Source organism: Bradyrhizobium sp. 186, assembly GCF_023101685.1.
Taxonomy (GTDB): domain Bacteria; phylum Pseudomonadota; class Alphaproteobacteria; order Rhizobiales; family Xanthobacteraceae; genus Bradyrhizobium.
Genome location: NZ_CP082164.1, coordinates 3,555,076 through 3,568,891 on the forward strand (window position 1 = coordinate 3,555,076; position 13,816 = coordinate 3,568,891).

Genomic DNA, 13,816 nt, shown 5'->3' on the forward strand with positions numbered 1-13,816 from the left:
GCCATGCGCCGCACTGCTTTTCTTTGGGTTGGCTTGGCGGCCGCTTGCGTCGCCCTCGGCGCCGCCGCGGCGTTCGAGACGCGCGCGCGCCGTCTCCAGGCGATCAAGACCGTCGGCATCGTCTCGGCTATCGGCGAAGAGATGAGCCTGACGCAAGCCGGCCTGATCGCGCTCGGCAATACCGGGCAAAGCGTCTCGATCAGCGCATGGGGGCTCGACGAGATGATCGTCCAGCAGGCGACGAAGCTGCTCGGCGGACGCTTTCACGTGCAAGCGGTGAGCTACAGGCGCGCCGCGTTTGCCGCAATCAGGGATTCGGCGGTTGCGCCCGTCAATCTCCTGCGCAGCGATCCGTTTAGGGAGTTGGTTCGCACCGATGTCGCCCCGCAAGGGCTTGACGCCTATATCGTCATCACGCGAGCAAAATCGAAACTCGGAAACGGCCGCACGGTCGACGGCATCGGGTTCGCTGAATACCGGACGCTGCTTGCAAACTACGGACTGATCCACGCGCTGTACGAAGTCCGCGTCATCGACGGCAAGACGTTCGACGTGATCGAGAAGAGGGCAGCCGCGCCGCTCGACAACACCGGGACCATGCGGCTCGCCGGTCCGAGCGGGCCGGTCGACGACGCGTTCGACGGTCCGGCTTCGAGCGAGCGGCTTCGCGCGGCGATTGCCGATCTCGTCACCCGCAGCCTGCCGGTCACGCTGGGCGACATGCATCTGATCGACGGTCAGTGAAGCCGGCTGGCCGGCCTCAGGTCACCGGCGCCGGATTGAACAGCGTGAGGTTGTTGTGGATGCCCCAGCGATCCGACCACGGTTTTGTGCGGCCGCTGGCGACGTCGAGGGATCAGGCGGAACAAGTCCCAGCCGGTTTCCTCGATGGTCTTCTTGCTGTTGGCGATGCTGCCCGCATCGAAGTCGATCAGGTCCTTCCAGCGTCGCGCCAGCTCGCTGCGGGTCGCAACCTTGATCACGTGCGCAGCCGCGAGAGCGTACGGCGTGCCGCGGCCGGTGGTGAACACCTGCAGCGTCATGCCGGAGGCAAGCTGGAGCGTGCCGCAGAGGAAGTCGGACGCGGGGGGCCGCGAACAACATGCCCTTTTGCGTCGCCTTCTCGCCGGGCGCGCGAAGCAAGAAGATGGGAACGATCGGCGGCCATCGCGGCACCCTGAGCGCCTCTCGTGCGTTATCCTTGATGAGCCGGCGGCGGCGAGGACGGCGGAGTCAGCCATGGCTGTCGAGACGGAGTTGAAATTTCGGGTGCCCGCACGTCATCTCGGGACGGTCGCGAGCGGACGCGTTGCCGGCGGCAGGGTCGGTGAGCAAGCGCAGCGCGACTTGGTGTCGACCTACTTCGATACCCGCAAACGCAAGTTGAAGCAGCACGGCCTCACGCTTCGCGTGCGCCGCGACGGTGATAGGCGTCTCCAGACCGTCAAGTCGGCGAACGGGGCGCAGCTCGGCCGCGGCGAATGGGAAACGGAGATTGCCGGCGACGCGCCTGATCTCGGCAAAGCGCGCGGCACGCCGCTGGCGCCGATCGCTTCAAAGAAGTTGCGACGCAAGCTGAAACCGGTGTTCGAAACGTCGGTACGGCGCATCACGCTGCCGATTCGTACCAGGAGGAGCGAGATCGAGCTTGCCGTCGATCGCGGCCGCATCGTCTCCGGGCGCCGCGCGAGCCCGATCGGGGAACTCGAACTCGAGCTGAAGAGCGGTCGGCTCAGGGACTTGTTCCGTGTTGCGAGGGGGATCGGACGAAAATCCCGGGCCGAACTCGACCTCCTCTCGAAATCGGATCGTGGCTATGCGCTTGCGCATGGCAAGGAGCATCCGGTCGTATTTGCCGGCGCCATTGAGCTGAAGGGCGACATGAGCGCGGGCGAGGCGTTCCGGGCCATTGCGGTTGCGACGGCGCGCCATTTTTCGGGCAATACCGAGCCGGTCCGCAATGGCGATGCGGAGGGTATCCACCAGATGCGCGTGGGGTTGCGTCGATTGCGTGCCGCGGTCTCTCTGTTCTCGAAAGTCCTATCCGGCACAAAAGTCGAAGTCATCAAGTCCGAACTGAAATGGCTCACTGGCGAACTCGCTCCCGCGCGCGAAATCGACGTGTTCGTGAAGGAGAACATCGAGCAGGTAAGCCGTGACGCATTGCTGCGCCGCGGCGGCAAGGCGATCAAGCGGGAGTTTTGCGATAGGCGGGATCTCGCCTTCGACCGCGCCAGGAAGGCAGTGAATTCCGAACGCTTTCGTTCGCTGCTGATCGATACGCTCGAATGGATCGAATTGGACCGAACGATTGCGACCAAAAGAGCGGAGATGCCGATCGCAGAGTTCGTATCTGCCGTGCTCGATCGCCGCATCAGGAAGGCGCGTAAGGATGGTCGTCATCTAGACAGGATGTCTCCCGGTGCGCGGCACAAGTTCAGAATCCGAGCCAAGAAGATCAGATATGCGACGGAGTTCTTCGGCAGCCTCTTCGACGGCAAAGGCGAGCGGAAACGGCTTGCGCGCATATCGAAGCACTTGAAGAGGATTCAGGACGCGCTGGGTTCGCTCAATGACTTCATCGCGCATCGCGAGATGGCCGTCGATGCCGCACTTCACATGCCGCGACGGAACGGGCGCGCCGGCGCGTTCGCGTCGGGCGTGGTGGTTGGCCGTGAGGATCGTGCCGTCAGGCCGTTGATGGCGGTCGCGGCCCGCGAGGCGCGGGCACTGGAGGGGCTCTAAAGGGGCCGCTGATGGGAGACGGAGTATTTGACCGGCGCGTCTCCAGTCTCGTCGTTGCCGCTTCAGCCACGGTTCGTGCCTTCAGGTCACCGGCGCCGGATTGAATAGCGTGAGGTCGTTGTGGATGCCCCAGCGGTCCGACTACGGTTTGATGCGGCCGCTCGCGACCTCGAGAATCAAGCGGAACAGGTCCCAGCCGGTTTCCTCGATCGTCTTCACCGGTGGCGATGTGGCCTGCGTCGAAATCGATCAGGTCCTTCCAGCGCCGCGCAAGCTCGCTGCGGGTCGCGACCTTGATGACGGGCGCGGCCGCAAGACCGTAAGGCGTGCCGCGGCCGGTGGTGAACACCTGCAGCGTCATGCCGGAGGCGAGCTGCAGCGTGCCGCAGATGAAGTCGGACGCGGGCGTGGCCGCGAACAGCATGCCCTTCTGCGTCGCCTTCTCGCCGGGCGAGAGCACGCCAGTGATGGCGCTCGAGCCTGACTTCACGACGCCTGCTCGACCACGACAGCGGGCAGCTCCTGCGATGATGATTGCGCCTCGGCGGGCGTAGCGTCCGGCAAGCCCGCCAACAGCGGCAGTGCGCCGCCGATCAATCCCGCCGTCGTCCTCAGATAATTTGTCATTCGCGACCCCATCATTTGCGACGGGACGATTAACCCGAACTTCCCCTCGGGATTTTTGTTAGAGCGTTGAGAGGATTTGAGAAGTTTGGATCGGGCTGATTTTGTAGGCATGTAAATGATGATTTTTGGCTTGCGAATGGCAGGTTTCCGTGATTCGATTCCGGCATGTTCGTCGCCCGCATTCCCAACCGCAACTCACCGCCCGCGATCCTGTTGCGCGAGAGCTATCGCGAGGGCGACAAGATCAAGTCGCGCACGCTGGCCAACCTGTCGCATTGGCCGGATGAGAAGATCGATGCGCTGCGCCGCGTCCTGAAAGGCGAGGAGCTGGTCTCGCCGGCCGAGCAACTGCGGATCGAGCGCTCGCTGCCGCACGGCCACGTGGCCGCGGTGCTCGGCATGGCGCGCCAGCTCGGACTGCATCGCCTTGTCCCGGACAAGCCCAGACGGTTGGCCAGGCTGGCTTTGGCCTTGATCGTGGCACGGGTGATCGAACCGGCCGCCAAGCTGGCCACGGCGCGCCAGCTCAGCGAGGCGACGGCGGCGCATTCGCTGGGCGAACTGCTCGATCTCAGCGCCGTCGACGAGGACGAGCTTTACGAAGCGCTCGACCTGCTCGGCACGGCCCAACCGGGGATCGAGGCGACGCTCGCCAAGCGCCATCTGCATGACGGCTCGCTGGTGCTCTACGATCTCACCTCCAGCTATCTGGAGGGGCGACATTGCGAATTGGCGCGGCATGGTTACAGCCGCGACGGTCGTTCCGACAAGCTGCAGATCGTGTTCGGCTTGCTGTGCGCCGCCGACGGCTGCCCGGTGGCGGTGGAGGTGTTCGAAGGTAACACCGCCGACCCGAGCACGCTGGCCGCGCAAGTCGACAAACTGAAGGCCCGCTTCAAGCTGTCGCGTGTGGTACTGGTCGGCGATCGCGGCATGATCACCAGCGCCCGTATCGAAGCCGATCTGATGCCGGCCGGGCTCGATTGGATCACCGCTCTGCGGGCGCCGGCGATCCGCAAGCTCGCCGAGGACGGCGGCCCGCTGCAATTGTCGCTGTTCGACGATCGCGATATGGCCGAGATCACGTCCCCCGACTTCCCCGGCGAGCGCCTGATCGTGTGCCGCAACCCGGATCTGGCCGACGAGCGTCGGCGCAAGCGCGGCGAGTTGCTGGCGGCGACCGAGAAGGATCTCGCCCGCGTCAAGGCCGCCGTGCAGCGTCAGCGCAACCCCTTGCGCGGCGAGGATGAGATCGGTCTGAAGGTCGGCGCCGTGCTGGGCAAGCGTAAGATGGCCAAGCACTTCCACCTCGCCATCACCGACACTTCGTTCGACTTCAGTCGGATCGAGGATGCCATCGCCAACGAAGCGTCGCTCGACGGCTTCTATGTGCTACGGACCAACGTGCCGGCCGAGAACCTCGACACCGCCGCCACGGTGCGTGCCTACAAGAGCCTGGCCCAGGTCGAACGCGCCTTCCGCACCATCAAGACCGTCGAACTGGAGGTGCGCCCGATCCACCATCGCCTCGCTGGCCGCGTGCGCGCCCACGTCTTCCTCTGCATGCTCGCTTATTACATCGTCTGGCACATGCGCCGCGCGCTGGCCCCGATCCTGTTCGACGATCACGACCGCGAGGCCGCCGACGCCGCGCGCGTCTCGCCCGTCGCCAAGGCCAGAGTCTCGGCCGCGGCCAGAACCAAGGCTAATCGCAAGCACACCCACGATGGCCGGCCCGTGCACAGCTTTCGAACGCTGTTGCAGGATCTCGCCACGCTCACACGCAACATCGTTCGCATCGGTCAGGACGCCCCGGCCGCTATGCTCACAAGTCCAACCCCACTACAACAAGACGTCTTCAATCGGCTCGGCATTCCTATCGCCCCATAATGTAGGCAGACGCGCCGTCACGCCCGCTGGAATTACACGCCAGCTCAAATGCTTACGTCGCTACTCAAGGGGAAGTTCGGATTAACAAGCGCGATCTGGAGCTTGAAGTGCAGCAGGGACGCAATGGCCCTAATCGTCAGATTTGGAATTAGTATTCATATAAATCGGGCGCGCGGCGATTGATGTCGGCGCGCGGATGCGTGAATGAAAGAATGGCGTGGTGCGCCTCGCGCAGCGCCGGTCAACGCTGCTCGCTGGTCGGGTTGGCGCTGGCGAGCCGCTTGACGCGCGGCGACAGCACCGAGATCTGCGCGGGTGATGCGGGCATGCTGGCGACGATCATCGCGGGCGTCGCCGATTGCTCCTCAACGCCGGCGCCGCCGAGGACCTGGACCTGCGTCGCCGAGATCGGAAACGAATTCACTTCGTAAGAGGGAAGCTCGCCGGCGAATGCACCGGCCGAGTTCGCAATCACTGCGCCGAGAACGGCAATCATCGAAAGAACACGCATTTGGAAAGTCTCCGTGGAAGATGTCAATCGGAGGTTTGGTCGCGGCGATGCTGCGACAGGTTCGCTCGTATGCGAACATTCGACCGCCGGCGACGGAGATATTTGGTTGCGTGATGCGCGAGCGACGAAGCGAGGAAGAAGTTTTCCGCGCCAATGTTTCCGGACGATTTCGCGGGCGCCGTCGCGCGGTGACGCGTTGGCCGTGCCCTACGCGCCGAAACTGGACTCTCGCACCACTGCATCCGCGCGGCGACGCACGTCCGGATTGAGCGCAAGCCCGAGGCCGGGCGCACGCGGCGCAGACACGATGCCGTTGTTCACGGTCGGAACGGCGGTGACGAGATCGCGATACCAGGTCGAGAGCGTCGCGCGCACGACCTCCTGGAAGATCGCGGTCGGCGCATGCAGCGCCAGATGCAGCCCCGCCATCAGCGCGACCGGGCCGGTGCAATCGTGCGGGGCGAGCGGCTTGTTGTAGGCTTCGGCGAGGGCGGCGATCTTGCGCGCCTCGCTCAAGCCGCCACACCAGGCGATGTCGAGCATCACCACGTCGATGGCGTCGGCCGCAAGCAGATTGCGGAAGCTCGCCGCGCCCGCCAGCGTTTCGCTGCCGCAGATCGGCGTTTTCACGCGCCGCCTGAGGTCGGCAAGGCCCTGCACATCGTCCATCTTGCCGAGGGGATCCTCGACCCAGAACACGCCGTAATCTTCGAGCGCACGGCAGATGCGCTCGGCGGTCTGCGCGCCCCACAGGCTGTGCAGCTCGCACATGATCTCGATGCGCTCGCCAACGGCGGCGCGGATCTTCTGGAACGGTTCGAGACCGGTCTTGAGGTCAGTCAGCGAAATCGAATGGCCGCCATTGGCGGCAAAGGGGTCGAACGGCCAGATCTTCATGGCGCCATAGCCTTCGCTCAAAAGGCTTTCGGCGAGCGCTCCGGCGTCGCGCATGAAGGCGATCTGGTCGTCATAGGGGCCGAGCACCGAATCGTCCGCGCCGATCTCGCGGCGCTTGGCGCTCTTGGTATTGTAGGCGTAGCCGGCGCAGGTGTTGTAGGCGCGGATTTCGAGCCGGCTCGCGCCGCCGAGTGCCTCGTGCACGGGAATGCCGTGGCGCTGGCCCTTGATGTCCCAGAGCGCGATGTCGATGGCGCTGGCGGCGCGCACTTCGGCGCTAACGCTGTGGAAGCCGAGATAGGGCGTCAGCAACTGGCGCGAGATGGCCTCGATCCGGCGGGAGTCTTGGCCGAGCACCAGCGGCGCCGCGAGCTCATGTACGGCAGCCTCAACGGCCTGCGCCCCGCGAAAGCTTTCGCCGAGGCCGGTCAGTCCTTCGTCGGTCTCGACCTCGATCCAGATCAGGTTCGGCCGCTCGTCGATGCGGATCGTACGCAGGGTCGTGATGCGGGACATTCAGACGTCCTCTTGGGTTTTTTGCCGACGCCGTGACCCGGGCTCAGGTCACCGGCGCCGGATTGAATAGCGTGAGGTCGTTGTGGATGCCCCAGCGGTCCGACCACGGTTTGATGCGGCCGCTCGCGACCTCGAGAATCAAGCGGAACAGGTCCCAGCCGGTTTCCTCGATCGTCTTCTCACCGGTGGCGATGTGGCCGGCGTCGAAATCGATCAGGTCCTTCCAGCGCCGCGCAAGCTCGCTGCGGGTCGCGACCTTGATGACGGGCGCGGCCGCAAGACCGTAAGGCGTGCCGCGGCCGGTGGTGAACACCTGCAGCGTCATGCCGGAGGCGAGCTGCAGCGTGCCGCAGATGAAGTCGGACGCGGGCGTGGCCGCGAACAGCATGCCCTTCTGCGTCGCCTTCTCGCCGGGCGAGAGCACGCCGGTGATGGCGCTCGAGCCGGACTTGACGATCGAGCCGAGCGACTTCTCAACGATGTTGGCAAGCCCGCCCTTCTTGTTGCCGGGCGTAGTGTTGGCGCTGCGATCGGCGCCGCCGCGGGCGAGATACGAGTCATACCAGGCCATCTCGCGTACCAGCGCCCGGCCGACGTCCTCGTTGATGGCGCGGCGGGTGAGCAACTGGATGGCGTCACGCACTTCGGTGACCTCGGAGAACATCACGGTGGCGCCGGCGCGCACCAGAAGGTCCGCGGCGAAGCCGACGGCGGGGTTCGCGGTGACGCCGGAGAAGGCGTCGCTGCCGCCGCATTGCAGGCCGATCACGAGATCGGACGCCGGGCAGGTCTCGCGGGTGCGCTTATTGAGGATTTTCAGGCGCGCCTCGGCCTGGGTCATGATGGCGTCGACAATGGCGCCGAAGCCGTCGAACGCCTCGTCCTGCATGCGCACGATGGCATCGCTGACGCCTTCGGGCACCAGCCGCTCCGGCGCCAGTTTCTCGCAGCCGAGGCTGATGACCAAAATCTCGCCGCCGAAATTCGGGTTGAGCGCGAGGTTTTGCAGTGTGCGGATCGGCACGACCGCGTCGGGCGCATTGATCGCGACGCCGCAACCATAGGCATGCGTCAGCGGCACGACATCGTCGACGTTTGGGTATTTCGGCAGCAGCTCAGTGCGGATGCGCTTGACCGCATATTCCATCGTGCCCTTGACGCATTGCACGGAGGAGGAGATGCCGAGGATGTTCTTGGTGCCGACCGAGCCGTCCGGATTGCGGAAGCCTTCGAAGGTAAAACCCTCGAGCGGCGGAAGCGGCGCGGGGACGGCGGTGGAGATTTCCAGTCTGTCGAGGGCAGGGGCCTCCGGCATGCGGATGCGGGCTTCGTCGACCCATTCACCCGCTGATATCGGCGAGAGCGCGTAGCCGATCACCTCGCCATAGCGGATGATCGCCGCGCCTTCCGCGATGTCGACCAGCGCCGTCTTGTGCCCTTGCGGCACGAAGGCGCGCAGCGTCAGCCCGCAGGCAAAGCGGGAGCCGGCGGGAAGCCCGAAATCATTGACGACGATGGCGACATTGTCGCGATCGTTGAGCTTGATGTAGCGGGGCTGCTCTTTCGCTGCGACTGACTGGTCCATGCGGACTCCGGGATTTGTAGGGTGGGTTAGCGGAACGCGTAACCCACCCCTGCTTGATGCGTCGTGGTGTTGGTGGGTTACGCTGCGCTAACCCACCCTACGATGTCAGCCTATCAGCCGGGATAGGTATAGGCGGTCTTTACCGTGGTGTAGAACTCGCGCGCATAGGAGCCCTGCTCGCGGGCGCCGTAGCTCGATCCCTTCCGGCCGCCGAACGGCACGTGATAGTCGACGCCGGCGGTCGGCAGATTGACCATCACCATGCCGGACTCGCTGTTGCGCTTGTAATGCGAGGCGTATTTCAGGCTAGAGGTGCAGATGCCGGAGGCGAGGCCGAACTCGGTGTCGTTGGAGATCGCGAGCGCCTCCTCGTAGTTCTTGGCGCGGATGACGGTCGCGACCGGACCGAAGATCTCTTCGCGCGCAATGCGCATGTTGTTGTTGGCTTCGGTGAACAGCGCCGGCTGGAGGTAATGGCCGGGCGTCTCGCGCTTGAGCAGCTCGCCGCCCCAGGCGAGCTTGGCGCCTTCGTCCTGGCCGATCTTGATATAACGCAGGTCCTGGTCGAGTTGGCTCTGGTCGACCACGGGGCCGATATGCACGCCGGCCTTGAGTGCGTCGTCCACCGACAGGCCTTTCAGGCGCTCGGTCATCGCGGCGACGAAGCGGTCGTGGATGCCTTCGGTGACGATCAGGCGCGAGGAGGCGGTGCAGCGCTGGCCGGTCGAGAAATAGGCGCCGTTGACGGCGACCTCGACGGCGGTCTTGAGGTCGGCGTCGTCGAGCACGACCAGCGGATTCTTGCCGCCCATCTCAAGCTGGAACTTTTTCATCGGGTTCGACAGCACGCAGGCCTGCGCGATCTTGCGGCCTGTTTGCACCGAGCCGGTGAAGGAGATCGCGGCGACATCGGGGTGCTCGAGCAGGGTCTGGCCGACCACCGAGCCGGAGCCGACGACGAGATTGAACACGCCTGCGGGAATGCCCGAGCGGGTGATGATCTCGGACAGCGCATGCGCGGAGCCCGGCACCAGCTCGGCGGGCTTGAACACGACCGTGTTGCCGTAGCAGAGCGCGGGCGCGATCTTCCAGGCAGGAATCGCGATCGGGAAATTCCAGGGCGTGATCATGCCGATGATGCCGACCGGCTCGCGCGTGAGCTCGACGTCGAGGCCGGGACGGACGGAGGCGCCCTTCTCGCCGGTCAGGCGCAGCGCCTCGCCGGCGAAGAACGCAAAGATCTGGCCGGCACGTCCGACCTCGCCGATGCCCTCGGGCAGGGTCTTGCCTTCCTCGCGGGCAAGCAGGCGGCCGAGTTCTTCCTTGCGGGCGAGGATCTCGGTCGAGATCTTGTTCAGCGCATCATAGCGCTCCTGCGGCGTCGAGCGTGCCCAGGCGGGGAAGGCGGCCTTGGCGGCGGCAATCGCCTTCTCGGTCTGCGCCTTGTCGGCCTTGGCATATTCGCCGACGAGGTCGTTGGTGTTGGAGGGGTTGATGTTCTTGGTGACGCCGGAGCCGTCGACCCATTCGCCGCCGATGAAGTTCTTCAGGATCGCTGTCATGTTTTTCCTCCAAGTCATTCAAGGGGTATGATCCTTTTCCGGGATCATGCCTAAGTTTTATCGCACGAGGCAGGGACGCTTGTCGTCGAAGGCCCAGCCGGGGATCAGGTCCTGCATGGCAATAGCGTCATCGCGGGCGCCAAGTCCATGCTGCTTGTAGAGGCCATGCGCGGCTTCAATGGCGGTACGGTCGATTTCGATGCCGAGGCCCGGCCGCTCGGGCACGGCGATCTTGCCGCCCTTGATCTGGAGCGGCTCCCTGGTCAGCGCCTGGCCGTCCTGCCAGATCCAGTGGGTGTCGATCGCGGTCACCTTGCCGGGGGCAGCGGCGCCCACATGGGTGAACATCGCGAGCGAAATGTCAAAATGGTTGTTGGAGTGCGAACCCCAGGTCAGGCCGTTGTCACGGCAGGCCTGGGCGACGCGCACCGAGCCCTGCATGGTCCAGAAGTGGGGATCGGCGAGCGGAATGTCCACCGCGCCCAGGCGCAGCGCATGGGAGAGCTGACGCCAGTCCGTCGCGATCATGTTGGTCGCGGTCGGCAGGCCCGTGGCGCGGCGGAACTCGGCCATGATCTCGCGGCCCGAGAAGCCGCCTTCCGCACCACAGGGGTCCTCGGCATAGGCGAGGATGCCGTGCATGTCCTTGCAGAGCCGGATCGCCTCGTCCAGCGACCAGGCACCGTTCGGGTCCAGCGTGACGCGCGCGTTCGGAAAGCGCTTGGCGATCGCGGTGACGGCCTCGATCTCCTGCTCGCCGCGCAAGACGCCGCCCTTGAGCTTGAAATCGGCGAAGCCGTAATGGTCATGGGTGGCTTCCGCGAGCCGCACCACGGTCTCCGGCGTCATAGCGTTCTGATGGCGGAGGTTGAACCATTCGGGCGTGCCGGTCTCGCCCTTGACGTAGGCGAGCTTGCTCTTGCTGATGTCGCCGACGAAGAAGAGATAGCCGAGCGTCTCGACGCTTTTGCGCTGCTGGCCTTCACCGAGCAGCGCGGCAACGGGCAGGTTGAGATGCTGGCCGAGCAGGTCGAGCAGCGCGGACTCGATCGCCGTGACCGCGTGGATCATCACGCGCAGGTCAAAGGTCTGCTTGCCGCGGCCGCCGGCGTCGCGGTCGGCAAAGGCGGTGCGGATGTCGGCGAGAATGTTGTTGAGCGCGCCGACGGTCTTGCCGGTCACGAGATCGCGCGCGTCCTGGAGCGTCTGCCAGATCTTTTGCCCACCCGGCACCTCGCCGACACCGGTGTGACCGGCATTGTCGGTGAGGATGACGATGTTGCGGGTGAAGAACGGCGCATGCGCGCCGCTTAAGTTGAGGAGCATGCTGTCGCGGCCGGCGACCGGGATCACCTGCATCGATGTGACGACCGGTGCACCAGAGATGTCAGTCTGGGCCATCGCACGCTCCTCCCTGTTGTCTTCTGTTATTCTGCCGCCTGTTGTGTCGATCGGATGGCGGGCAGATTTTTCACCAGCGCGGTCAGTTCCGCGACCTCCTGCTCGGTGAGATCCGTGAGCGGCGGACGGACCGGTCCGGAGTCGCGGCCGATCACCTTCATGCCGGCCTTGATGATCGAGACCGCGTAGCCCTTCTTGCGGTTGCGGATCGCGATCAGCGGCAGGATGAAATCCTTCAACCCGGCGTGGATCGTCGCGTGATCGCGCTTGCGCACGGCGGCGTAGAAATTGGTGGCGAACTCCGGAACGAAGTTGAACACGGCTGAGGAATAGGTCGTCACGCCCATGTCGAGATAGGGCAGCGCGAAGGTCTCCGCCGTCGGCAGGCCGCCGATATAGGTCAGGCGATCGCCGAGCTTGGTGTAGACGCGGGTCATCAGCTCGATGTCGCCGATGCCGTCCTTGTAGCCGACGAGATTCGGGCAGCGCTCGGCGAGGCGGGCGAGCGTGTCGGGCTGGAGGATGGCGTTGTCGCGGTTGTAGACGATGACGCCGATCTTCACGGAGGCGCAGATCGCCTCGACATGGGCGGCGAGGCCATCCTGCTCGGAATGGGTGAGATAGGGCGGCAGCAGCAGCAGGCCGTCGGCGCCGGCCTTCTCGGCGCCGATCGCGATCTCGCGCGCGGTCGCAGTGCCGTAGCCGGTGCCGGCGAGCACGGGCACGCGGCCCTTGGTCTCGTCGACGGCGATCTTGACGACGTGGGGAACTTCGGTCGGCGTCAGCGAGAAGAACTCGCCGGTGCCGCCGGCGGCGAACAGGCCGGCGACGTCATAGCCGCACAGCCAGTCCATGTTGGCGCGGTAGGTCGCCTCGTCGAAGGAGTAGTCAGCCTTGAACGGCGTGACGGGGAAGGACAGGAGGCCGGATCCGATCTTCTGGGCCATCTCCTGCGGGGTCATCTTGCTCATGGGCGCTGCTCCCTTCTGTCTGTTGTCGAGGACGCAACAAAGCCGTGCGTCCATGCGCCGTTCTTTAAGAGACCGTTCGATGCGCGTCCAAGCCAAAGCCTATATCGAATGATGCGAAATCAGCATCAATCTTCCATCATCTCCGCCGAGGACAATTCGCTCGCGATCTTCACCAAGGCCGAGAGCAGCGGATTTTCATCGTCGCGCCGCCACACCATGAACAGCTCGACCGGGACGCGGGTGCGCAGCTTCAGCGGCCTCAGGCGCACGTCCGCGATCTTCAAGCTCGCCGCCGCCGCTGGCACGATCGCAAGGCCGAGGCCGGCGCGCACCATGGCGAGGATCGAGTGGATCTGGCTCAGATGCTGGACATAGCGCGGCAGGATGTCGGCGCGGGTGAACAGCGCCACCAGCAGGTCATGGAAGTAGCGGCTCTCATAGGGCGAATACATCACGAAGGGCTGGCCGTCGAAATCCTTGATGGTGATGCTTTCTGCGTTCGCCAGCGGATGCTTTTTCGGGATCGCGGCGAGCAGCGGCTCGGCGACGACGCGGCGGCTGGCAAGTTCGGGGCGCGCGATCGGCGGCCGCAACAGTCCGGCGTCGATCTGGCCTGAGGTCAGCGCCTCGAACTGGTCGCCCGAGACCATTTCCTTCAGCGAGAAATCGACCTCGGGCAGTCTTGCCCGGCAGGCCGCGACGAGCTCCGGGAGAAAGCCGTAGGCCGCCGCCGCGGTGAAACCGATCTTCAGCGAGCCGATCTTGCCGAGCGCGATGCGGCGGGCGACCTGAGAAGCGCTTTCGGCGAGCTTCAGGATGCGCCGCGCCTCCGGCAGGAAGCTGCGTCCGGCCGGGGTCAGGCGCACCGAACGGCTGGTGCGTTCGAGCAGCGGCGCGTCGATGATGTGCTCGAGCACCTGGATCTGCCGCGACAGCGGCGGCTGGGTCATGTTCAGCCGCGCCGCGGCGCGGCCGAAATGCAGTTCTTCGGCCACTGTGACGAAACAGCGGAGCTGGTTGAGGTCGAACATCGATACATGCCTTAGATGGATAAGGCGTTTCCCCGGCGCTTCTAGCATCGATCTCCCCCGAAACAAAGACGGCGGCTGTT

11 protein-coding genes and 2 pseudogenes are annotated in these 13,816 nt (G+C 65.0%); 3 read left to right on the forward strand and 10 right to left on the reverse strand.

Annotation, left to right across the window (positions count from 1 at the left end):
- The first annotated feature begins 3 nt into the window (after positions 1 to 3).
- On the forward strand, positions 4 to 744 hold the full coding sequence (locus IVB18_RS16915) for a hypothetical protein (RefSeq protein ID WP_247990164.1): 741 nt from the start codon (positions 4 to 6) through the stop codon (positions 742 to 744).
- A gap of 16 nt (positions 745 to 760) precedes the next feature.
- Here the strand turns inward: IVB18_RS16915 and garD (IVB18_RS16920) are convergent.
- Positions 761 to 1,134, reverse strand: a pseudogene (gene garD / locus IVB18_RS16920) (galactarate dehydratase); the annotation flags it as partial.
- A 105-nt stretch (positions 1,135 to 1,239) separates the two neighbouring features.
- Here garD (IVB18_RS16920) and IVB18_RS16925 point away from each other — a divergent pair.
- Entirely contained in the window at positions 1,240 to 2,745 is a 1,506-nt protein-coding gene (locus IVB18_RS16925; protein ID WP_247990165.1) for a CYTH and CHAD domain-containing protein, read from the forward strand.
- Positions 2,746 to 2,886: 141 nt separating this feature from the next.
- Here the strand turns inward: IVB18_RS16925 and garD (IVB18_RS16930) are convergent.
- Both garD (IVB18_RS16930) and IVB18_RS16935 read right to left on the reverse strand, forming a co-directional pair.
- A pseudogene (gene garD, locus IVB18_RS16930) lies at positions 2,887 to 3,238 on the reverse strand (galactarate dehydratase); the annotation flags it as partial.
- On the reverse strand, positions 3,232 to 3,372 hold the full coding sequence (locus IVB18_RS16935; RefSeq protein ID WP_247990166.1) for a hypothetical protein: 141 nt from the start codon (positions 3,370 to 3,372) through the stop codon (positions 3,232 to 3,234). The pseudogene garD (IVB18_RS16930) and the gene IVB18_RS16935, both read right to left, overlap by 7 nt.
- Positions 3,373 to 3,537: 165 nt before the next feature.
- Here IVB18_RS16935 and IVB18_RS16940 point away from each other — a divergent pair, with 165 nt between their 5' ends.
- Positions 3,538 to 5,262 (forward strand): IS1634 family transposase, encoded by a 1,725-nt coding sequence (locus tag IVB18_RS16940; RefSeq protein WP_247983724.1) that lies wholly within the window; start codon positions 3,538 to 3,540, stop codon positions 5,260 to 5,262.
- Between the two features lie 241 nt (positions 5,263 to 5,503).
- On the opposite strand, the gene IVB18_RS16945 is transcribed toward IVB18_RS16940, so the two are convergent.
- The 7 genes from IVB18_RS16945 to IVB18_RS16975 form a co-directional block, all read right to left on the reverse strand.
- Complete coding sequence (locus IVB18_RS16945) at positions 5,504 to 5,773, reverse strand: hypothetical protein (protein WP_247990167.1); 270 nt, start codon at positions 5,771 to 5,773, stop codon at positions 5,504 to 5,506.
- Positions 5,774 to 5,980: 207 nt separating this feature from the next.
- The gene (locus IVB18_RS16950) at positions 5,981 to 7,186 is read right to left on the reverse strand and encodes a mandelate racemase/muconate lactonizing enzyme family protein (protein WP_247990168.1); all 1,206 of its coding nucleotides are present in this window, start codon (positions 7,184 to 7,186) and stop codon (positions 5,981 to 5,983) included.
- Between the two features lie 43 nt (positions 7,187 to 7,229).
- Complete coding sequence (garD, locus tag IVB18_RS16955; RefSeq protein WP_247990169.1) at positions 7,230 to 8,771, reverse strand: galactarate dehydratase; 1,542 nt, start codon at positions 8,769 to 8,771, stop codon at positions 7,230 to 7,232.
- A 113-nt stretch (positions 8,772 to 8,884) separates the two neighbouring features.
- A complete protein-coding gene (locus IVB18_RS16960; protein ID WP_247990170.1) occupies positions 8,885 to 10,333 on the reverse strand; it encodes an aldehyde dehydrogenase family protein in 1,449 nt (482 codons plus the stop codon).
- Between the two features lie 57 nt (positions 10,334 to 10,390).
- On the reverse strand, positions 10,391 to 11,734 hold the full coding sequence (gene gudD / locus IVB18_RS16965; RefSeq protein WP_247990171.1) for a glucarate dehydratase: 1,344 nt from the start codon (positions 11,732 to 11,734) through the stop codon (positions 10,391 to 10,393).
- 26 nt (positions 11,735 to 11,760) lie between these two features.
- Complete coding sequence (gene kdgD, locus IVB18_RS16970; RefSeq protein ID WP_247990172.1) at positions 11,761 to 12,705, reverse strand: 5-dehydro-4-deoxyglucarate dehydratase; 945 nt, start codon at positions 12,703 to 12,705, stop codon at positions 11,761 to 11,763.
- Positions 12,706 to 12,830: 125 nt separating this feature from the next.
- A complete protein-coding gene (locus tag IVB18_RS16975) occupies positions 12,831 to 13,736 on the reverse strand; it encodes a LysR substrate-binding domain-containing protein (protein WP_247990173.1) in 906 nt (301 codons plus the stop codon).
- Positions 13,737 to 13,816: the final 80 nt, after the last annotated feature.